General features: G+C 65.3%; 20 protein-coding genes. 11 read left to right on the top strand and 9 right to left on the bottom strand.

All coding sequences use genetic code 11. The features are described from left to right. Positions 1 to 105 precede the first annotated feature (105 nt). The 4 genes from M2428_RS04395 (at position 106) to M2428_RS04380 (ending at position 4,639) form a co-directional block, all read left to right on the top strand. Complete coding sequence (locus M2428_RS04395) at positions 106 to 525, top strand: YciI family protein (protein WP_277524083.1); 420 nt, start codon at positions 106 to 108, stop codon at positions 523 to 525. A 22-nt stretch (positions 526 to 547) separates the two neighbouring features. Continuing rightward, positions 548 to 1,801: a DUF6596 domain-containing protein gene (locus M2428_RS04390; RefSeq protein ID WP_277524080.1), complete on the top strand. Its 1,254-nt coding sequence runs from the start codon at positions 548 to 550 to the stop codon at positions 1,799 to 1,801. Between the two features lie 218 nt (positions 1,802 to 2,019). Then, positions 2,020 to 3,009, top strand: a complete 990-nt coding sequence (locus M2428_RS04385) for a manganese catalase family protein (protein WP_277524079.1) — start codon at positions 2,020 to 2,022, stop codon at positions 3,007 to 3,009. A 166-nt stretch (positions 3,010 to 3,175) separates the two neighbouring features. Further along, a complete protein-coding gene (locus tag M2428_RS04380) occupies positions 3,176 to 4,639 on the top strand; it encodes a protein adenylyltransferase SelO (RefSeq protein WP_277524077.1) in 1,464 nt (487 codons plus the stop codon). A 3-nt stretch (positions 4,640 to 4,642) separates the two neighbouring features. Here the strand turns inward: M2428_RS04380 and M2428_RS04375 are convergent, their stop codons facing one another. Next, positions 4,643 to 5,335, bottom strand: coding sequence for a DUF998 domain-containing protein (locus M2428_RS04375; protein WP_277524075.1), 693 nt, complete (start codon positions 5,333 to 5,335; stop codon positions 4,643 to 4,645). A 193-nt stretch (positions 5,336 to 5,528) separates the two neighbouring features. Here M2428_RS04375 and M2428_RS04370 point away from each other — a divergent pair, with 193 nt between their 5' ends. Further along, positions 5,529 to 5,801: a hypothetical protein gene (locus M2428_RS04370; RefSeq protein ID WP_277524073.1), complete on the top strand. Its 273-nt coding sequence runs from the start codon at positions 5,529 to 5,531 to the stop codon at positions 5,799 to 5,801. Between the two features lie 78 nt (positions 5,802 to 5,879). Here the strand turns inward: M2428_RS04370 and M2428_RS04365 are convergent, their stop codons facing one another. Continuing rightward, a complete protein-coding gene (locus M2428_RS04365) occupies positions 5,880 to 7,124 on the bottom strand; it encodes a cytochrome P450 (RefSeq protein WP_277524072.1) in 1,245 nt (414 codons plus the stop codon). Then, a complete protein-coding gene (locus tag M2428_RS04360) occupies positions 7,121 to 8,809 on the bottom strand; it encodes an FAD-dependent oxidoreductase (RefSeq protein WP_277524070.1) in 1,689 nt (562 codons plus the stop codon). The genes M2428_RS04365 and M2428_RS04360 overlap by 4 nt, the downstream gene beginning before the upstream one ends. A gap of 401 nt (positions 8,810 to 9,210) precedes the next feature. Here M2428_RS04360 and M2428_RS04355 point away from each other — a divergent pair, with 401 nt between their 5' ends. Beyond that, complete coding sequence (locus M2428_RS04355; protein ID WP_277524068.1) at positions 9,211 to 9,486, top strand: hypothetical protein; 276 nt, start codon at positions 9,211 to 9,213, stop codon at positions 9,484 to 9,486. 143 nt (positions 9,487 to 9,629) lie between these two features. Here the strand turns inward: M2428_RS04355 and M2428_RS04350 are convergent, their stop codons facing one another. Both M2428_RS04350 and M2428_RS04345 read right to left on the bottom strand, forming a co-directional pair. Next, complete coding sequence (locus M2428_RS04350; protein ID WP_277524067.1) at positions 9,630 to 10,427, bottom strand: hypothetical protein; 798 nt, start codon at positions 10,425 to 10,427, stop codon at positions 9,630 to 9,632. 152 nt (positions 10,428 to 10,579) lie between these two features. Then, positions 10,580 to 11,473, bottom strand: coding sequence for a potassium channel family protein (locus M2428_RS04345; protein WP_277524066.1), 894 nt, complete (start codon positions 11,471 to 11,473; stop codon positions 10,580 to 10,582). A gap of 351 nt (positions 11,474 to 11,824) precedes the next feature. Here M2428_RS04345 and M2428_RS04340 point away from each other — a divergent pair, with 351 nt between their 5' ends. Continuing rightward, a complete protein-coding gene (locus M2428_RS04340; RefSeq protein ID WP_277524065.1) occupies positions 11,825 to 12,460 on the top strand; it encodes a dihydrofolate reductase family protein in 636 nt (211 codons plus the stop codon). 278 nt (positions 12,461 to 12,738) lie between these two features. Here M2428_RS04340 and M2428_RS04335 read toward each other — a convergent pair whose 3' ends face one another. Both M2428_RS04335 and M2428_RS04330 read right to left on the bottom strand, forming a co-directional pair. After that, on the bottom strand, positions 12,739 to 13,866 hold the full coding sequence (locus M2428_RS04335) for a DUF2382 domain-containing protein (RefSeq protein WP_277524532.1): 1,128 nt from the start codon (positions 13,864 to 13,866) through the stop codon (positions 12,739 to 12,741). A 275-nt stretch (positions 13,867 to 14,141) separates the two neighbouring features. Further along, positions 14,142 to 14,408, bottom strand: a complete 267-nt coding sequence (locus tag M2428_RS04330) for a GlsB/YeaQ/YmgE family stress response membrane protein (RefSeq protein WP_277524063.1) — start codon at positions 14,406 to 14,408, stop codon at positions 14,142 to 14,144. Positions 14,409 to 14,904: 496 nt separating this feature from the next. Here M2428_RS04330 and M2428_RS04325 point away from each other — a divergent pair, with 496 nt between their 5' ends. From M2428_RS04325 to M2428_RS04315, 3 genes are read left to right on the top strand one after another with little or no spacing between them, the layout of a single operon-like run. Continuing rightward, positions 14,905 to 15,186, top strand: coding sequence for a DUF3311 domain-containing protein (locus M2428_RS04325; protein WP_277524061.1), 282 nt, complete (start codon positions 14,905 to 14,907; stop codon positions 15,184 to 15,186). Further along, complete coding sequence (locus M2428_RS04320) at positions 15,183 to 16,877, top strand: sodium:solute symporter (RefSeq protein WP_277524059.1); 1,695 nt, start codon at positions 15,183 to 15,185, stop codon at positions 16,875 to 16,877. The genes M2428_RS04325 and M2428_RS04320 overlap by 4 nt, the downstream gene beginning before the upstream one ends. Positions 16,878 to 16,931: 54 nt before the next feature. Beyond that, on the top strand, positions 16,932 to 17,453 hold the full coding sequence (locus tag M2428_RS04315; protein WP_277524058.1) for a hypothetical protein: 522 nt from the start codon (positions 16,932 to 16,934) through the stop codon (positions 17,451 to 17,453). Between the two features lie 150 nt (positions 17,454 to 17,603). Here the strand turns inward: M2428_RS04315 and M2428_RS04310 are convergent, their stop codons facing one another. Together M2428_RS04310 and M2428_RS04305 are read right to left on the bottom strand one after the other, a co-directional pair. Further along, entirely contained in the window at positions 17,604 to 18,065 is a 462-nt protein-coding gene (locus tag M2428_RS04310) for a hypothetical protein (protein WP_277524056.1), read from the bottom strand. Continuing rightward, positions 18,062 to 20,566 carry a nitrate reductase gene (locus M2428_RS04305; protein ID WP_277524054.1) on the bottom strand — a complete coding sequence of 835 codons (2,505 nt, stop codon included), beginning with the start codon at positions 20,564 to 20,566 and terminating at the stop codon, positions 18,062 to 18,064. Before M2428_RS04305 ends, M2428_RS04310 begins: the two co-directional genes overlap by 4 nt. Positions 20,567 to 20,748: 182 nt before the next feature. On the opposite strand from M2428_RS04305, the gene M2428_RS04300 reads away from it, so the two are divergent. Continuing rightward, on the top strand, positions 20,749 to 20,991 hold the full coding sequence (locus M2428_RS04300; protein ID WP_277524053.1) for a DUF6480 family protein: 243 nt from the start codon (positions 20,749 to 20,751) through the stop codon (positions 20,989 to 20,991). Positions 20,992 to 21,010 lie beyond the last annotated feature (19 nt).

Here is a 21,010-nt window from a genome sequence, read left to right as displayed (position 1 = left end):
GTCCACGCTGAATGAATTTCCCGGCCGGTGTCGATTGACCCTCGCGCTGTTCGACCTGTGGGTGGGAAGGTCGAAGGGCGACCTTCCGAAACCTAGGAGATTGAAATGGCAAAGTACATGTTGATCATGCGCGGAACCGACGAGTCGTACGCCAACCTTGCGAACGCCGACTTCAACGAGGTTCTCGAGACCATGGGCAAATTCAATGACGAATTGATCCGCGCTGGGGTCTTGCTGGCAGCAGAGGGCCTTGACGATCCGACAGAGGGCGTCGTGGTGGACTTTACCGGTGAAACCCCGGTGGTCACTGACGGGCCCTACGGCGAAACCAAGGAACTGTTCGCCGGCTACTACATCCTCGATGTCGCCTCGAAGCAGGAAGCGATCGAGTGGGCAAAACGCGCACCCCTCACGGCGGGTACCAAGACCGAGATTCGCCGGGTACCTTCCATCGAAGAGTTCCCGCAGGACAACGAATGGATCCAGAAGGAACGCGCGTGGCGGGAACAGACCGGCCAGCTCTGAACCAGCCAGCCCGGAACCGGCAGTGAGCAGCAACGAGGCACGGGCCGCCGTCGAAGCGGTGTGGCGCATGGAGTCCGCCCGTATCGTCGGCGCCCTGGCCCGCTATACGGGCGATTTCCCGTTGGCCGAAGACCTCGCACAGGAGGCGCTCGCCGAGGCCCTCGTAACCTGGTCGGTAAACGGGGTCCCCGCCGAGCCGGTGGGCTGGCTGCTGACCACCGGCCGGCGCCGGGCGGTGGACACCTTCCGGCGGCGTGCCGCCCGCGACGAAAAGTACGCCCTCCTGGCCCGCGACCTCTCGGAGGAGCTTCCGGGCGCGGATTCCCTGTTTAGCCCCGACGCGATCGACGACGACGTGCTGGCCCTGATGTTCATCTCCTGCCATCCGGTGTTATCCAAGGAAGCGCGGATCGCCTTGACGCTGCGCGTGGTGGGCGGCATGGGTACCGACGAGATCGCGAAGGCGTTCCTGGTTCCGGTGCCGACCATCCAGGCACGCGTCACCCGGGCCAAAAAGACCCTGGCCGCTGCCCACATCCCGTTCGCGGTGCCAGAAACGCGTGAAGTGCCCGAACGGCTAGGATCGGTACTCCAAGTCATATACCTGATCTTCACGGAGGGTTCCTTCGCGTCCGGCGGTGACTCCTGGATGCGCGTGGACTTGGCGGGTGAAGCGCGCCGCCTGGGCCGTGTGCTGACGCGGCTGGCGCCGGAACCTGAGGTGTTCGGCCTGCTGGCCCTGATGGAACTGACGGCCGCGCGCTTCCCCGCGAGGCTTGATACGTCCGGCCGGCCGGTTCTCCTGGAGGACCAGGACCGACGCTTGTGGGACCAGTCGGCGATCCGGCGCGGCCGTGCAGCGCTGGCGAGGGCCGTGGCTGCCGGCCGTGGGCTCGGCGCGTACGGGCTGCAGGCCTCGATCGCCGAATGCCACGCGGTGGCCCGTTCTGTTGCGGAAGCGGACTGGCAGCGGATCGTGATCCTCTACGAGGCCTTGGGGAGGCTGGTGCCCTCTCCGGTCGTCGAACTGAACCGCGCAGTGGCGGTGGCGATGGCATCGGGTCCGGCGGCCGGGCTGGAACTGGCCGACGCGATCAGATCACGGGGTGAGCTCAAAGTCTCGCACCTGCTGCCTGCGGTCAGGGGCGAGATGCTGGCAAGGCTCGGCCGGCGCGGAGAAGCAAAGTCTGCCCTGCAGCAGGCGGTCGCGCTGTGCTCGAACGCGGCCGAACGCGCAGTGCTGGAACGAAAGATCGAGGAGCTAGCCCGCCCGTAGGTCCCGCCGCGGGAGCCTTCGGGCCGCCTGGGACGAGAGCGCTGTGCGGCCGCGATTTCGCTGACTAATTCCCTTGCCAAGGATACTAAGCATGCTTATGGTTAGATCCTGCGGCTGCCACACCGCGGTAAGTACCGTACCGATCCGGTCATGAGGTATTCGAAGCCGGAGTTGAAGAGGACGACGACCAGCATCAGACCAGAGTGAGGAACTAGCCTATGTACCTGCACACCCAGCAACTGATCAACGAAATCGCCGTCGACGAGCCCGACCCCGCCGCGGCCAACGCCCTGCAGGAGGGCCTGGGCGGGCAGTTCGGTGAGATGCGCACCATGATGCAGTACCTGTTCCAGAGCATGAACTTCCGCGGCGACGCAGCCGCGAAGCCCTACAAGGACCTGCTCCAGGGCGTGGGTACCGAGGAGATCAGTCACGTCGAGCTGATCGGCACCACCATCTCCCGGCTGCTGGACGGGTCCCCCGAGTACCAGGGCAAGAAGACCGATCCCGTGGACCAGCCCGGAGCCATGGGGGCCACGCCGCTGAAGATCGCGCTGGACACGAGCAACATCCACCATTACCTGGTCGGCGCGCAGGGGGCGTTGCCCGTGGATGCGGCCGGCAACCCGTGGAGCGGGTCCTACGTGTACAACAGCGGCAACCTGGTCCTGGACCTGCTGTACAACCTGATGCTCGAGTCCACCGGCCGGCTGCAGAAGTGCCGGATCTACGAAATGACCGAGAACAAGACGGCACGGTCCACGATCGCCTACCTCATCGTCCGGGACCAGGCCCACGAGAATGCGTTTGCGAAGGCCCTGGAAAGCCTCGGCGTGAACTGGGGCAAGGTGCTTCCGATTCCGAAGACCAACGCCGAGCAGTTCCCCGAGGTGAAGAAGCTCCTGGACCTGGGCCTGCAGAGCATCCAGTACACCTTCAGCGCCGACAACCTCAGCGAGGCCGGCAAGCTGTACCGGGGCGCATCGCCCTCCAACGACGGCACCGAGCTGAGCACCGACGTCATGCCTGACGGTTTCCCGATGACCATTTCACCGGAACGCCGCGAGGAATTCGCGCCCGGGCTCGACCCTGACCTGCTGGCACTGATCCAAGCCACAGCAGAAGTAGAACTCAAGGACGCCGACAATCCCAAGGAACCCACGAAAGAACCCAAGAAAGAACCGAAGAAAGAATCCAACAAAAGATAGCCCCGGCGCGGGAGGGGCCCACAGGAATCCCCGCCCTTGCCGGCTCCTTCGGAGGCAGCCCGCTTTCCACATGGAAGGCGGGCTGCCTCTGCACCCCGCGCGATAGGCAGGCGGAAGCTGACCTCCGATGGCACTGGTGCGTGAGCGTCGACCGTATCCTTGATAGATGAGTGACATCGCGCATTCAACCGTCACATTTGATGACCGCTTCGCCCGCGAGTTCAAGGAGATGGCCATTCCGTGGCGCGCGGAGGAGGCTCCCGATCCGCACCTTCTGGTACTCAACGAGCACCTCGCCACCGAGCTAGGTCTCGATCCGGCCTTTCTCCGGAGCCCTGAGGGTCTGCTTCTGCTGATCGGCAACGCTGTCCCTCCGGAGGCCAGTCCGGTGGCGCAGGCCTACGCCGGCCACCAATTTGGCTGGTACGCACCCCGCCTCGGCGACGGGCGCGCACTCCTGCTCGGCGAGATCGGGCACGCGGACGGGCAGCTCCGCGACATCCACCTCAAGGGATCAGGACGGACGCCGTTTGCGCGAAACGGCGACGGCCAGGCGGTGGTCGGTCCCATGCTGCGCGAATACATCGTGAGCGAGTCGATGCACGCGCTGAACATCCCCACCACGCGGTCCCTCGCCGTCGGCGCGACGGGGCGTTCGGTGCAGCGCGAGACACTCCTGCCCGGCGCCGTGCTTACGCGGGTTGCCAGCAGCCACCTGCGCGTCGGCAGCTTCCAGTACGCCCGGTCCACGGGCGACATCGGCCTCCTTCGCCGCCTCGCCGAATACGCAATAACCCGTCACCACCAGGCAGCTGCGGAGGCCGGGAACCGCTATCTCGCACTGCTCCAAGCGGTAATATCAGCCCAGGCTTCACTGGTGGCCCAGTGGATGCTCGTTGGGTTCGTTCACGGCGTCATGAACACCGACAACATGACGATCTCGGGCGAGACCCTCGACTATGGGCCGTGTGCCTTCATGGAAGGCTTCGACCCCGCTGCCGTCTACAGTTCGATTGACGAGACCGGACGGTATGCCTACCGCAATCAGCCAGTGGTGGCGGAGTGGAACCTTGCCCGGCTCGCGGAATCTCTCCTGCCTCTGCTCCACGATGGCCAGGAGCAGGCGGTGGACCTCGCGGTGGAAGCACTCAGCGAGTTCCGCCCGAAGTACAGTGAAGCCTGGTCGGCAGGCATGAAGGCCAAGTTGGGGTTCCGTGAAGGGCTCGGCGACGAAGTGACCTCGCCCCTTGTGGACGAGCTTGTGGCTCTGATTCAGGAGTCACGGGCGGACTACACATCGTTTTTCCGGCACCTCGGCAAAGCCGCCCGCGGCCAAGCAGAACCTGCGCGCGGCCAGGTTCTGGATCCGGCACGGTTCGATGCCTGGGTAACGCGCTGGCGCGTCCTGGCGCCGGACGCTGACGCCATGGACCGGGTCAACCCCGCCTACATTCCGCGGAACCACCTGGTGGAGGAGGCCCTGACGGCCGCTACCGGCGGGAACACGGGTCCGCTGGAACGGCTGATGGACGCGGTAGCCTCACCCTTCGACGAGCGGCCCGGTCTGGAGCACTACGCCGCTGCCGCCCCGGAAAGCTTCGGCCCTTACCGGACCTTCTGCGGCACCTGAGCATCACGGCTGCGCTGGCGGGGTGCCTTCCCCGCTCCGGCATTGGCGGCGAAGGCGGAATGCGACTGCGAAGATCCAGGCCATGAACGTGAACAGGATGACGCGTTGCACGAGGCCCTTCCACTCGAACAGTCCGCTCCCGGGCTGCTGGCTGATCTTGAGCAGGACCACTCCGACAGTTAGAACAACACCGCTGGCCAGTGTCCACGCCGCCAGGGAGCGCCAGTCTGCCTCACGGCGGAAGCGCCGGTAGAAGACGAAGCAACTGATCGGCGCGAACGTGAAGACCAGCGCACCGAAAATGCCGTGCACGACGCCGTGAATACTGGCTTGCTGGAACACCGCAGACGCGTCGGTGGTGAACGGCCCAGAGGCCATCAGGCTGACTCCGATGCCCTGTATCAGCGCGGGACCGGCACGGAACGCGGCGCCGATGCTGAAGTGCGCCGCCAGCCCCAGTCCGAACGCCAGCAGCAAGGCGCCGGTGAGGACAAAGTTGAGGATCTGCACCCAGCCGTAGGGGCCAAGGGACAGCTCGCTGACGAACATTCGCGTCGGGGAGTAGTCGGGGTACAGCCACCCCGACACTGTGAAGACGGACACGAAAAGGACCGCCCCGATCATGCCAGCCATGGCGGCCAGCCCGATGTGCCGACGTCGGGCCGCCGCCTGGCTGGCGATAGAAACTGACACCACACGGTGAAGTCTACGGTTCAGTGGAGACGCCGGACGACACCTGGCCGCTTTCGACGAAGCGGCCGCTCTTCATCACGTGGATGCGGTCTGAGACAAGCTGGCGCGCTAGATGTAGGCAGCGTGAGCGGTGCTGTTGCGCACGACGAGGCGCGGGGTCAGCACTTCGGTGCGTGGCGGCAGGGAGTGGTCGGCGATGCGGGCGAGGAGAAACTCCGCCGCGCGGATGCCGGGCAACTTCAGCGTCCGTTTCCCGGACGGCACCCGGCTGGCCTATGAGGAGCCGGCCGGAGCGCAATTTGAGGGCCTGCACTACGAGGCTGCCGCCGTCGCCCGCGCCATATCGGCAGGGCAGCTGGAAGTCCCGCAGCGGCCGCTGGCCGAATCGATCCGGACCATGGCCGTCGCCGACGCCATCAGGAATCAGCTCGGAATCGTGTTCCCCGGCGAACGGCCACGGCATCCATAACGCCGCGTGCACTTCCACGGCGCCGCCTCGCTCGTCGACGGCAATCCCCGCTGTCCGCTGTTCGCTGTCCGCTGTTGACTAGTGACGAGCGGCGATGCCGTCGATGTCGACCAGGAGATGCGAGGGGCCGCGGAGGAACGGGCTCGGCCGGTACGGGGGCGGATCGGAGACCATCCGCGGGTTCTCCAGCCTGGTGGCGAACGCGGTGAGGGCGATCTGGGCTTCGAGCCGGGCCAGGGGTGCGCCGAAGCAGAGATGGATGCCGCCGCCGAAGCCGAGGTGTTGGTTGTTGCGCCGGTCCGGGATGAAGAGGTCGGGGTCGGCGACGTGGGCGGGGTCGCGGTTCCCCGAGGCCAGGACCAAAGTGAGGGAGGCGCCGGCGGGGATGGTGGTGCCGGCGATGTCGATGTCGTCGAGGGCTGTGCGGAAAGGGACGAAATGGACGGGCGGCTCGTAGCGGAGCAATTCCTCGACCATCGGGATGGCGAGGCCGGGATCGTCGCGTAGCCGTTGGAGTTCGGCCGGGTGGCGGAGCAACGTCAGTGCGCCGTTGGAGATGAGGTTCACGGTGGTTTCATGTCCGGCGATGAGCAGAAGAAGCCCCGTGCTCACCAGCTGTTCCTCCGGCATGCGGCCTTCCGGGCCGTCATCAGTGGCCATCGCCGAGAGCAGGTCCGGGCCCGGTGTCCGCCGGTGGGCTTCGACCAGTTCTTCCATGAACGCGCGCAGTTCTTTGCCGGCCTCGGCCCTCTTTTCTTGCTGTGTTTCGGGATCGAGTCCGGGATCCGTGGATTGCAGGGCTACGTCCACCCAGACCCGGAAGCGCTGTTCGTCGCCCGGGGGCACCCCAAGTAATTCGCAGATCATCGTGACGGGCAGTGGATACGCCAGATCATCGACGACGTCGATCCGGGACTGGGCAGTCATGTTGTCGACCAGGTCGGTGACAATTTCCGCCATCCTCGCCTCCATCCCGGCGACCCTGCCCGGCGTCGTAGGCGGTCCGAAGTGGCGCATGGTGATCCGTCGAAACTTGTCGTGATCAGGAGGATCCATGCTGAGGAAAGTCGGCGTCATGCCCGGGCCGTCCCCGTCGTCTCCGTCCGCCGTGGCGCCCGCAGCAGCGGCAGCCGGGTTGCGGGTGATGTCGGAGCTGACCCTCGGGTCGTGCAGCAGGGCGGCGATCTCCGCGTACGTGCTGACGAGGTAGCTTCCGTCCGCAAGCCGTGTCACAGGGGTCCTGCGGAGCTCGTCGTAAAACGGGTAGGGGTTAGCCCGGTTGGAGAAGTCGAGGATCTGCTCCCAGGTGCTGGCCTGGGTCATGGCGAAGGCTCCTTCAATCGGGGGGTGGTTTCTGTGGGTCTCCGTGACGGCGTCTCACCGGCCGCGGTGTTCGTCAGTCTGGCGCGGCGTTCATTGGGATCGTGGCCGGTCACAACGACGGTCGCGTCCTGGGTGGGGCTGACAGCGGGCTTGAACCCGGCAGGCAAGGGCCGGGCCTGGACTGATTCATCGATGTGGTGGAATGCCGGCGGGAAGGGCGCGGCCTGCTCGATCAGTGGCTCGTAGAAGTCGAGCCACTTGTTCTGGTTGAAGGCGACCGCCGCCACGATGCGGCCCTTGTAGCCATAGACGGCCAGGAAGCGCCGCGTGTCCACCGATCCTTGGACGATGGCTACCTCATCGGCGACCGAGGGTACCCCGACGCTCTTTATTTCGGTGCCGAACTGAACTGACCAGAATTTCGGCACCTCCAAGTGAGGCCACCGTTCGGTCTCGCCGCTGACCATGTTGTGTGCCGCGACCTCGGCCTGTGAGATGGCGTTTCCCCAGTGTTCGACGGCGAGGTATTGATAGCCGTACATCGGCTGCGGGGCGCGCGCAATGTCGCCGGCGACAAACACGTCATCGGTGACCAGCCCGTTAGCGTCGAACGCGCGGCAGCCGGCGTCGCAGGCGACGCCCCATACACCGCACGCCAGACCGGAATCTGCGAGCCATTCGACATTGCGGACGGAGCCCAGCGCGGCGACCGCCACATCCACCTCAAGAGTTGTGCCGTCGGACAGAATGGCCCGGCGCAGCTGTCCGGTGGCATCACCCTCAAGTGACAGGACGCGGACGCCGCATCGCAGGTCCACGCCATTGTCGATCTGCAGCTCCCCGGCGACTGCGCCGACCACCCCGCCAAGGGCAGCGACGAGCGGAGCCGGCCCAGCTTCTGCCACCGTGACCGCCAGGCCGAGTTCCCGGCACACGGACGCGACCTCGCACCCGATGAACCCGGCCCCGATGACCAGCACCCGACGCGGACGGCCCGCGAGGTACTGTCGCAGCGCTGCGGCGTCCTCCCGGGTGCGCAATGTCATCACTCCCGCAAGGTCCGCCTCCACAGGGTTAGGCCAGGGGCGGGCCCGCAGGCCGGTGGCGATCAACAGCTTGTCGAAGCCGATCCGGTTGCCGTCGGCGAGGTGGAGCTGCTTCGCGGCCAGATCCAGCCCGGTGGCCGCCATACCCAGCCGCCAGGTGGCGTGGATGTCCCGGTGCCGGGGCAGTGAGGTGTCTTCCAAGGGCACCGACCCGGCCAGGACCTGTTTGGACAGCGGAGGCCGGTCGTAGGGCTCGTGCGGCTCTTCGCCGACCAAAGTCAGCGATCCGGTGAACCCTTCCTCGCGTAACCGCTCCGCCGCGCGCAGCCCCGCCATCGATGCCCCCACGATGACGATCCGTCCAGTCCTCTTGAAAGTGCCCCCGCTGTCTTCGACCGGGGCAGCCGTCGCGGGTGCTGTGGCCGGATGCAGCGATCCGTCCTGCCCGTCCGGCTGTTCGAGCCGGATGGCCTGAACCGGACACGCAGCGGCCGCCCGCCGAATCCCGGTCAGATGCGCCCCGTCAGGGTGCGGGTCGTAGGTCAGTGCCTCGTCGCCCTGGATCGTGAAGACGTCCGGGGCGAGGAAGGCGCACTGGGCGTAGCCCTGGCATTTGGTGAGATCGACGAGGATCCTCATGCCGCTTTTCTCCCTCTGGGGGCTTACGTCGGCCGTCGGCCAACCAGCCGGCGCCTCTTCCGATCCGACCGGGCCGCCCGAGCCTGCCAGAGCTTCCGGTCCCCCTAAGCTGGGCCGCGGAACGGGGCCTGCACTCGGTTCGATTTGAAGAGTGTAGGCCCCATGGGCGCGCGGCGGAAGAGGCCTGCGACCGGACAGGCGGGGCCCGGACGGCGGCTGAATCCGGTCTCGAACGCTCATGTCAGGGCGAACTCCGAATAAACCGCGAGCTGCTGCTCATCGGCGGGAATTCCTGCGCCGTGATTTTGGACTCCTTGGCTGCTTTGGAGGAATAGCCGGGGCTGCGGAGGACTTGTTCAGACTGGGGCGTCGACGACCGGCTGCCTCGCGAAAGGACCTCCTTGCCCACTCCCTTTATCCCGTTCACCATGCGCGCTACTGTCCGAGAAGACCACAAGCGTTCTTTCCGCACGGACATAGAACGTCTTACCGGCGGCCATCGTGGATGGGCGCCGCTGGACGTCGTCAAGTCCACCAACACCCAGGCGGTGCTGCGCGGAGCGATCGCGCAAAGCGTTCACACCGCCACCGACGCGAGCCTTGCTCGCTACCTCCAGGACCGCTTTGTCGCCGATAACGACATCCATCTGGATCTCACTGTCAGCATCGGGCGCTAACAGACGCCCAAGCAAGCCCCGGACTATGCTGGTCCGGGGCGCACGGGGGAGCGAAGGCAAGCACTCCGACGGCTTCGGCCGCGCCAAGGGAAACAACCTGGAACGCGGCGGTTCGAACGCTAGGGATCGCCTCCCTGCCTGGTTCATTCCTCCTTCGTGCCGGTGTCGAAGGGCTTGCCTGCGGCCGGTGGCTCGCCCGCCGCGAGACGGTCCGACTCCCGGGCGCCAACAACTGACTGGGCTCCGCCGGAGCCGGCTTCGGCAGGTGAAGGTCCAGGCGGTACGGCCTCGGTTGTCGTTGCGGAGCCGCTCACGGTCCGTTGCCCCTCGGTCATGGCGGGGTCGTTGAACACTTGCTCCACGGGCGCCTCGCCCGTCTTGGCCCGTTCCGGATGCGAGTGATCCCCCTCCGCCTCGGTGCCCCGCTCCGCGATCTCGATCGACTCTCCCACGTCTGCACCGCTGCGGGATTCATCGGCGTGGGCGTCCGCACCCGGCGAGGAGTGCCGGTCCTGCGATGCAGCCTCTTGGCCGACGTGCGGATTCTCGGTCATTGGCTCTTCGTTTCGCGGACCTGTTCCGGCCTTGCGCAGGGGATCCACAGTACCGTCCGCACCATAGTCACCTGCGGTGTACTGACCGATTTCCGACCCGGCCGTACGTCCCGGAGCCGCACCAGCGTCGCCATAGTCGGCCGCCACGTAGCGTCCGGATTCTTTGGCCTGGTCTCCCAAGGGTTCGGGCAGACCGCCCTCGCTGCCGGCCGCACCGTAGTCACCTTGGATGTATTGGCCTTCCTCGTCCTCCGCGCGGCGACCTCTCTGCACGCCGGCCTTGCCATAGGTGCCTTCGACGTACCGGCCCCGGAGCTCCCGTTCTTCTGGTTTCTTTTCCGTGGGCACCTGGTCCGCGGGTAATTCAGAGTCGCTGCGGTCTGTCATGATCCTGCCCTCCCGAGACGAATTCATGCGTCTAGTCCGGCGCAATTTAAGTCTAGCGAGAGCCTCTGCCCCACGATAGGGCAGTGTCGCCGTCGTCGTCCGAGCAGGTCCCGGAAACGCAGCTGAGTACCGGAAAGGCATTTTCCGGGTGGCTAGTGCCCGGTCCGGGCATGCTCCTGACGGTGCCGGTGGTGCAATGCGTAACTGTCAAACACTGCCGACGACGTTTCGCCGGAGTGACCGAACTTACCGCGGAGGACTGCTGCCAGGTCATCTAAGGACGCGTGCAGCATTCGTCCGGCGAAACGGAGTTCCGTGTTGTCACTGAGCTTCGCCTCGGATGACAGGTCCTGTGCATAAGCAACTGTGGCTGCCAGTGAACTCCTCTGTTCGACTTCCCGGAAGTAATAGCTTTCACGAAGGGAACTCAAGTCGACACTGACCGTAGCCACACTTCTCGCCAGCGATTCGATCAACGCCGCAGAGTGAGTCGGGTCCAGTCCGGCTATGCCTTCTTGTCCGCCCGCTTCCCTCATCAGATTGAGCTGGTGAGCGAGAGTCCGACGGCGGGTCAGAGCAGGAAAAAGTTGCAGGAGCCATGACACTGTGGCTGTCAGCAACGCGAATCCGGTGATGGACTGCAGGCCTGCCAATAACCGCAGGAGCGGAGGTCCGGCGACTATCTCTCCGTAGCCAACGGTGGAAAGACTACCCATTGAGATGTAGACGGCTTCGGCAAAATCCCCCTGCTGCGGCACCCCTTCTCCGTAGACGAACCCTCCCGGCAGGTGAGGCAGGTAGAGCAAAGCCCATCCCAGGATTGCGAGTCCCGTCCAAGCTGCAATAACGGCGACCAAAGACACGGGAGCCGACAATGTGCCGGCCCTACCTCTAAAGCTCCTCGTTAGTAGCCAGAATGCCCGCATTATTGTTCTGCAGACCGGACCGGAACCGTGCGGATAGAGAAGGGTGTGGAAGACGTCGGCGAGCATCATCAAGATCAGTCCGGCTCCTACCGCAGTCCAAAGCGCATCCACGAAGTCCATGCCTCATCATATGGCGGGGAAATCCCGGAGCATCTGACTAGTCGGAAGGGCGTGGCAGCCCGCAATGCAGGCGTAGGGATGCGTGCGCCAAGGATTTGCCGCGTCGGCGCTGCTTCCGACATGGCTGGCGGCCGCCGGAGTCATCGCTCCCTTGAACGTCTGATCGCTCAAGGGCTAGCATTGCCGGCACGGACGTCGATGGCACATCTGCGGCGTGGTGCCGGTCGGGGACTTAGCGGTGCGGCATTGCTTGGTTAGACCCGGAAGGGAACCGGCTGTCCCCGACCTGGCGGGCCTAGTGGACGTTGACGTCTTTTAGAAGCTGATGTCTTCCGGACCGAGGAGAGGGCCATGGCTGAAACAACTGCAGAGGCATCATCAGCGGAGTTGATGGTTGACCTGATCATCTCCCTGGACGGGTATGCCTCGGCCGAGGGATGGCCCGGCTGGTGGGGTCTGGAGGGGCCGGAATACCTAGCTTGGCTTGAGCAGGAGGGGGAGAAGGGCTACACCTTCCTTCTGGGGGCGAACACATACCGGCTGATGTCCAGCATGTCAGAGGAGGCGGCGGCCGGGAGCTCGGGGTTCTCCGAGGATGAGGGCGCCAGCCTGACCGGCCTTGCCGCGGTGCCGAAGGTCGTCTTCTCTTCCACCATGCAGGCGCCCCTCACGTGGCCGAACTCGCAGCTGGTCACTGGTGACGCGGTTGAGGCCGTGACGGAGATGAAACGGGCCGGAACCGGGCCCATGAGCACCCTGGGCAGCCTCAGCCTCTCCCGGTCGCTGCTGACCGCTGGCCTTGTGGACAGGTTCAGGGTAGTCGTCTTCCCGGTGATCACCGGCCGAACCGGGCGGGAGCGGATCTACGACGGCTATCCCGACGTATCGCTCGACATGGTGGACAGCAGGACCTTCGACGGTCGGCTCCAGCTGCTCGAGTACGTTCCCACCGTGCTCAGCGGTCCGCCGGGCAATGGTCCGAGATGAGTCAACCCGGGGGATCCTTCGGCCCAGTGCGCGGAGGTTGAGGACGCGTCCCTGCAAGCCTCAACGTTGAGGATGCGCCCGCGGGGCTGTTCGGCTCTTGCCTGGCCGCCGCATTGGCCTGTTCGGTTGTGTGGGTGGCGGCGTCGAAACCTTGGCTTGGGGGGCCTCCACACCAGAGCCCGGCGAAGCAACGCGACGGGAACCGTCGCCTTCCCGCGTTCAGACGCCGGGGCAAGGGCGACAGGCTCCTTGCCCCGGTATTTGATGGTTCGGCGGGTTTAGCCGCGGCCCTCTTCGGGTCCGTCGGTGTCGATGTGTTCCTTGCGGACTTCCTCGTTGATGGTGACCTCCTCGGTGACCGTTTCGGTGCCGATGTGGACTCGTTCGACCGGGACGGTCTCCTTGGTGACTATGAGTCGTTCCTCGTGGAGGATGACGTCGCGCTCGTCGTCTTGGTCCGCACGGTTCGATGCCTCGTCACGGTTTTCCTCCGTGATCGGTTCTCGCTCGATTCGGACCTCTTCGCGCTGTACCGGAACCGTCTTGGTGACTTGTTCCGTGGTGACGTATTTGCGCAGGCGTGCCCGGCCGGTGGCGGTAGCTGCTGCGCCGGTGTCTCGTTGTGCGGTGTCTCCATGTTCGGTGGGTGCTGCGGTGTCGTATCCGGCGGTGCCGGTGCCGGCAGCGGTGGGTGCTTGGGTGCGCTCTGGTGCGGCGGTGTTTCGTTGTTCGGTGGTGTCGTATGCGCCGGTGGCAGCGGGGGTGGCGGCGACGGTGGGTGCTGCGGTGCGGTCTGGCGCGGTGGTCTCTCGTTGTTCGGTGGCAGTTGTGGTGTCGTATCCGGGTGCGCCGGGGGTGCTGGTTGCTGCGGTGCGGTCTGGCGCGGTGGTCTCTCGTTGTTCGGTGGCAGTTGTGGTGTCGTATCCTGCGGCGGCGGCGGCGGGTGCTTGGGTGCGGTCTGGTGCGGCGGTGTCTCGTTGTGCGGCGGGGGTTGTGGCGTCGTCGGTGGTGTCTCGTTGTTCGGTGGGTGCGGTGGTGCCCGTGGCGGCGGGTGCGCCGGTACGCTCTGGCCCGGGCCCGGAATCTGCCGTAGTCGCTTCGGTGTAGGTGCGTCCGGTGTCGAGCTGATAGTGCTGGTAGAGCCGGTCTTCCTCGGCAGGCTCCAGGGGCCGATCGGCGTCGATCCTTGGCGCGTCCTTGACGTGGTCCTTGCTGTAGGGGACCACGATGTCATTTCCCTCTGTTCGGGCTCCTTCCAGGGGTACGAATGATTCGGACATTCCGAATAGGCCCGTCCTGACGGTTACCCAGCTCGGCTGTCCGTCTTTGTTGTCCACGAAGACCTGGCCGATGGAGCCGATCTTTTCTCCGTCCTCTGAAAGAACATTTGCGCCTTGGTTGAGCAGACGATCAATTTTTGTTCGGTGGTGAACATGACGTTTCCTTGGATCTCATCGGTTGGAACAGTGCGTCCGATCGGGAACCCTCGATGGAGTGCCTGACCGATACTGGGCAGAGTCCTTCGATGCCGACCAGTGCTTTGAAGGCGCCGCGGGGCTGAGAATTGCCCGGAGTGGAAAGGGCCGCCCGGGAAAGCAGGATCGGGCACTTGGCCGGGTTCCTACCAAGCCCTCCAGCAATTCCCCGAACGTCCCACGGGGCAGCAATGGGCCGGTGGCCCTTATGCCCTGGTTCTGCGGCCGGCGACGGCGCCATAGATCAGGAGCACAATAACGGCTCCGAGGATGGAGAGGAGCCAGGTCCGCAGATCGAAGAAGTCAGCGAGGCCTCCGCCGAAGATCAACGAACCTATCCAGCCTCCGAGGATGGCGCCCACGACGCCGATAACGAGTGTGATCACCCAGCCGCCTCCCTGCCGGCCGGGAAGAACCGCCTTGGCGATAGCTCCTGCGATAAGGCCGAGAATGAGGAATGCAAGAATTCCCATGACTGTCCGTCCTTTCGGTTGCCGGTCGTGGAATGCGGCCGATATCAAGATCTAATCAGCATGCTTAGTAGCACGCAATACCTCGTGGTCGGTGGCGCGTCAGTGCTCAATATCCGCCGCTAGTGGCCTCACAGATCAGGCTGGCTCGTTGGGACTCAGCCGGGGCCACCCTTCTATGCCAGGCGGTCCCGCGCGGCGGCGGACAAGGCCAAACCGTAGCTGAGCGTCGATCGGCTGGCGGATCGTATTCAGCTCGTGCCGACGGCCTGAAGTCTGGTGTGGGGAGACCGTCCGGGCAACTAACCTGAATTGGGGACACCTGCGCTGCTGATGGCACTGCTCCTCGCCGTCAGAGGCATGTGCATTTGCCCTGTTCGAGAATAAATCCAGTGTCTATCCTGTGTGTAATGACCGCTGCGACACGCGGTCTTCAGGCCGCCGGCACGTCCCGGGAAGTCCTCCCGCTCCGGGGGCCCGTCTCAATGAGGAGGCGTCGATGTCCAGTCCCGATGTGCCAACGCGCGGGCCGGCCAGACCCGGTCCATATGTCGCCACCGGAATCCTGTTGGCCATCGCCATTGTGATTCCGTTGTATGTGCCCGCGTATTCTGTCGATGAGCCGCGTTTGGCCGGTATGCCGTTCTTCTACTGGTACCAGATGATGTGGATTCCGATCACCTCGGCCCTAGTAGGGATCTCCTACTGGCTGGTCGGCAAGGAGGATCGCCGCCGGCGCGAATCCGTGCGCGGCGTGACCGGTGATGAGGAGGAGCGATGAGCGGGGCAGCCGTGCCGCTGGCCGCTCCGGACCGGCCCATTAGCTGGGTTCCACTGACCATTGTGATCATTCTCTTCGTCCTGGTGGCGGTCTTGGGGTTCGTGGCTGCGCGGTGGCGGCGGGGAGAGGGGACAGGGCTGCACAGCCTTGACGAGTGGGGCCTTGGGGGCCGCGGTTTTGGAACCTGGGTGACCTGGTTCCTGCTCGGCGGCGACCTGTATACGGCCTACACTTTCGTGGCCGTTCCGGCTGCAATGTGGGCCACTGGCGCCGTCAGCGGATTCTTCGCGGTGCCGTACACAATCGTTCTGTACCCGATCGTGTTCCTTTTGATGAGCCGGTTGTGGTCCGTCTCGCACCGGCATGGGTTTGTCACGCCGGCCGACTTCGTCGGCGGCCGCTACGGCAGCAGGGCGCTGACCCTTGCCGTCGCCGTCACCGGCATCGTCGCGACGATGCCCTACATTGCGCTTCAGCTGGTCGGAATCAAGGCCGTGCTCACGGTGCTGGGCCTGGGCAGTGCGGAGAACGTACTGCTGACCGACCTGCCGCTGATCATCGCGTTCGTGGTCCTGGCCGCCTATACGTACACCTCGGGCCTGCGGGCTCCGGCCCTGATCGCCGTTGTGAAGGATCTGCTGATCTACCTGGCGGTGATCGTCGCGGTAATTTACCTGCCGATCAAGTTCGGCGGCTGGGGCCCCATCTTCGACTCTGCCGAGGCGAAACTCGCTGCGGTCAACCCTGCCACCGGTAAACCCACTGGAGTCTTCATTCCGGGCGCGAACAGTTACTCGGCCTACTGGACGCTGGCTCTGGGCTCGGCCTTGGCGCTTTTCATGTACCCGCACTCGATCACGGGCGTCCTGGCGACCAAGAGCAGGAATACGATCCGGAAGAATGCCGCGGTGCTGCCGCTGTACTCGTTGATGCTGGGGTTCTTGGCTCTGCTGGGCTACGTGGCCATCTTCGCCGGAACCAATCCCGTCGACTTGAACGGCGCTGTCAACCCGCAGTTGGTGGTGCCGCAGCTGTTCCTGGATCAATTCCCGGCCTGGTTTGCCGGAATCGCCCTGGCCGCCATCGCCATCGGGGCTCTGGTCCCGGCCGCGATCATGTCGATAGCCGCGGCGAACCTGTTCACCCGCAACATCTACCGCGACCTGATTAAGCCCGACGCCACCCCCCGGCAGGAAGCAAAGGTCTCCAAGATTGCGTCGCTTGTGGTGAAATTCGGTGCATTAATTTTCGTCATTGCCATGGACCAGTCGGCAGCAATTAACATGCAGCTCCTCGGCGGCATCTGGATCCTGCAGACCTTCCCGACGATCGTGGCCGGGCTCTACACCCGCTGGTTCCACCGATGGGCGCTTTTCGGCGGCTGGATAGCCGGAATCATCTATGGCACCATCGCGGCGTACAACGTGGTCAACCCGGTCACGAAAGCCTACTTCGGGGGCTCGATCGCGGCCATCCCCGGAACCGACATACAGGTCTACATCGCCGTTGTGGCGTTTGCGATAAACCTTGTGGTTGCCACAGGCCTATCTCTGCTCTTCCACGCAATGAAGCTCCCTGGTGGGAATGACATCACCCGCAGCTCGGACTACGGCGCCGACGAGAACGATCCAAAGGTCGCCCAGATCGAGCGCGAGCACCCGCTCGCTGAACCCGGCGCCCCCACGTTCTAGGTCACTGGGGACCCGAGACCGCACAGGAGCCCGAGGGACGAAAGGTATATGACCATGAACGCCGGACAGCACGGCAAGGGCACAACCGGGGAGAGCCCCTTGGCCGCGTACTTGCACAGTCACTTGATAGCCGCGGCGGCGGGGGAGCGACTCTTCGAACAGGCGGCCAAGACGTGGAAGGACTCGCCACGCGGCAGTACCATCGCGCGGCTCGCGACGGAAGTCAGTGCCGACAAGGCAACCCTAGAGGGCATCACCGAGGGGCTCGGTCTAGGCATCCCGGCCTACAAAAAGCCCTTCGCTTGGACAGGGGCGCACCTCGCGTCCCTTGGCCCGCTCAATCCGTTCCACGCCAGGACCGGCGCGGCCGAACAATTGGAACTCGAAGCGCTGATCAGTGCCGTCACGGGCAAGTCGCTGCTCTGGAAGACCTTGGGTCTCCTGTCCCGCACGGACCCGCGCATTGGACAGGAGCAGGTGGCGAATCTGCTGGACCGGGCAACGGCACAGCTCCGCGAACTCGAGGGTCTCCTCTTGGAAACCGCGGCGGAACGGTTCACCGACGCCGGTCAGTGAGACTCGGACGTTCGTCGACGATCCTTCGACCTGCGGACCACAGCGCTGCCACGTCAGCAAGGTGGCGGGGCACCCCTACCCGGGTTCCATCGCAGTGAGTCCGTTGGGGTCATCTTTCCGGGCGCCGCCGTGTGGTCCCTTTCGATGGCCTCAGCGTGCTGCGACGAGGGCCTGGGGTGCGGCCTGTTTCATCCGGGTTTGCAGCCAGCGCAGCTGGGTGGCCGTTTCGGCGTCGCATTTCTCCACGACGGCGAGTAACTCGTTATCGCGCAGCGCGGACCCGGCCTGCTTAACCATCGTCCAGGTGACATCGACGAAGCTGGCCAGCAGGTAGAGGTCCTGCAGGTCGCGCAGGAGACCGACGGGACCGTTCCGGGTTGTGGCCAGGCCCTGGGCGTGCAGCCGTTCGGGCTCGTTGTCGGAGCTGTTTTCGCCGTAGCGCTGCACGACGGGCCCGAGGAGTTCCCCGTGCCCGTCGCACTGGGCTGCCAGGGTGCGGCAGAGGAAGTGAACATCTGGCTCGGCCCCGTGGCCCTCGGCCACTTGGCGGAAGGAATCGGCGAGCGTGTTCTCGGCCTGACGGAGCATGCCCAGGTAGATGTTCAGGTTCATGGCCGGCCACCCTCCGTGGTGTTTCTGATCGTGTCGGGGAACCGGGGTGCAGGTTTGGTGTCCGTTGTTTCCGTGGCTTGGGCCCCGTCGCCGCCGGTCGTGGCCGGGACCGGCGCGGTGCCAGGCGCCGCGGCGGGCCGGGACGCCGTGGTGGTCGGGGCCGGCGCCGGTCCGGTGGCATCGCCGATCTTCTCCACGGTCACCGCCGCGTTTTTGAACATCGGCTGCTTGGATACGGGGTCCCATTCGGTCAGGGTCAGTTCATTCGCGGCCGTCGGGTGGGTCCCCGGGCGGCCGCCGGTGTCCCAATAGCCGTAATGGAATGGGGCGAACACCGTGCCGGGCGCGATGCCGCTGACTCGTGCGGGGACCTCGATCCGGCCCCGGCGGGAGGTGACCCGGACCAGGTCGCCTTCGGAAATGCCGAGCCGGTCCGCGTCCTCCCGGGCCAGTTCCACCCAGGCCCGCGGTGCCGCGTCAGACAGCGGCCGCGAACGGCCCGTTTTGGTGCGTGTGTGGAAGTGGTACACCGTGCGCCCGGTCGTATACCGGAGCGGGTAGTCCTCGTCGGGTTCCTCGTGCGGCGGGTGGAACGGGGCGGTCTTGAACAGGGCCCGCCCTCCAGCGTCCTGGGCGCGGAAGGCCTGGGCTCCCACCGTGGCGCCGGTGAGCAGGTCATGGCCGTAACTTTCGCAGTAATCCGGGTCGGTGGGGAAAACGCCGTCCCGGTACAGGCGGTCCGTTCCGTTGGGGTGGTCCTCGTTGCACGGCCAGGGGATGCCGCTGCCGCCGCGCAGCCTGCCGTAAGTGATGCCGGTGTAGTCGCACGGGCGTCCGCGGGAGCAGTCTTTCCAGGCCTCGAACGCGTCCTCGGGCCCGGTCCAGTCCAGCAGCGGCCCCCCGTTCAGCGTCGTGAAATCCATTCTGCGTGCGTAGTCGAGGAAAATGTCCAAGTCGCTGCGGGCCTGACCTGGAGGGTCAACCGCTTGGTCGGAGAGGTGCACGATGCGGTTGACGTTTGTGAACGTCCCGGTCTTTTCGCCCCATCCGGCTGCCGGAAGCACCACGTCCGCGTACTGCGCTGTTTCTGTGAGGTAGAGGTCCTGGACGACGAGGAAGAGGTCGGGTTTGGCGAGGATGTCCCGGATCCGGGGAAGTTCGGGCATGGACACCGCCGGGTTAGTCGCCGAGATCCACAGAAAGTCGATCGAGCCCTGTTCGGCGTACCGGAAGATCTGCATGGCGTGGGTTGGCGGCGCCCAGTGCGGGATGGTCATCGGATCCACGTTCCACAGCCGGGCCAATTCCTGGATGTGGTCCGGGTTTTCCCAGTTGCGGAATCCGGGCAGGTCCCCGTCCGCGCCGCATTCCCTGTTGTTCTGCGCCGTGGGCTGGCCGTTCATTTGGAGGACCCCGCGCCCTGGGGCGCCGAGCATCCCGCGCAGCAGGTGCAGGTTGTTGACCTGGCACGACGCCGCCGTCGCCTGCGAGGACTGGTAGAAGCCCTGCAGCACGGTGGAGACAATCCGGTCGGAGGTGCCGAAGATCCTGGCTGCGTCCCTGATGTCCGACGCCGGGACACCGCAGACGGCGGCAGCCGCCTCGGCCGTCCAAGGCTCGACCACCTTCCGGAGAGCGTCCAGGCCCAAGGTGTGGTCGCGGACATAGCCGGCATCATCCCAGCCCTGGGCCAGCACCTCTCGGACCAGGGCGTGCATGAGGGCAAGGTTCGTGCCGGGCCGGATGGCCAGGTGGACGTCGGCATGGCGTGCGACCTCCGTGTTGCGCGGATCCACGCAGACGATCCGGGGCCGGTCGGGGCCCGCGATCCGGTCCAGGACCCTGGACCAAAGCACCGTTTGTGTCTCGGCCATGTTGTGGCCATAGAGAAAGAGCGCGTCGCAGCTGTCGATGTCGGTATAGGATCCGGGCTGGCCGTCGGCGCCGAACGACTCTTTCATGGCCGCCGCCGCCGTAGCAGTGCACAGCCGGGTGTTTCCGTCCATGTGCGGCGTGCCGATGCCGGCCTTCCCGATCACGGCCAGCGCGTAGTACTCCTCCAGGAACAGCTGCCCGCTGGTGTAGAAGCCATGGCTGAGCGGGCCGCGTTCCGCCAGCAGGTCCCTGCTCCGGTCCACAATCCGGCGCATCGCCGTGTCCCAGTCGCATTCGACCAGTTGCCCATTCTCGCGGACCAGGGGACTCGTCAGGCGGTCTTTGTGGGACACACCCTGGCGGCTGCCGAAGAGGCCCTTTGGTCCGAGCCTGCCATGGTTGACCAGATCCTGCGCCCGGCCGCGTATCCCGACCATCGCGCCGTCCTTGACGGCGATGTCGCAGGCACATCCGTTGCTGCAGAGGACGCAGGCGGACTGCACCCACCGGTCAACGTCGCCCTCCGCGATGCCGTCGTCCAGGACCTGGTCCACCCGGACCGGCCACAGGCCGTCCCGGGCGTACGCGGTCCGGGTTCCCCAAATATTGGCTATCCGGTCGACCATCTCACTCCTTCTCTACCCCAGGCCACCCCGCGGCCCTCTATCTCAGGCCACCCCGCGGCCCTCTATCTCAGGCCACCGCAGCCCTCATGCTGCTTCGTATTCGAGTCCCGGCCTTGACGGTTCCAGAATTATCAGCATGCTTACAAATAGTCCAGAGTCACCACTCGAGGGAAGGAACAACTATGAGCACCTATCATCCCGAAAATGACCCGGCCAACCCGGATCCTCCTGGGGAGGCGGGGAACGCGGAGCATTCGGAGCATCCGGACACACGCGGTGACCGGCCCTCCGATCCCGCCGCCTCGGCCAACCCGGATCCACTCAGCGGCAACATCACCGGGCTGGAGCCAGGCGGGGGAGTGCCTCCGGGAGAAACGCCCCCGGCCGAAGACTCGATGAGCGGGGACCAGGGCCACGAGGAATAGGGGCTTGCCCTACTTCCGG

It is taken from the genome of Arthrobacter sp. ES3-54 (genome assembly GCF_029504395.1).
GTDB lineage: Bacteria > Actinomycetota > Actinomycetes > Actinomycetales > Micrococcaceae > Arthrobacter.
The sequence above is the reverse complement of the archived record's forward strand: the minus strand, read 5'-3'. Positions and strand labels throughout refer to the sequence as shown.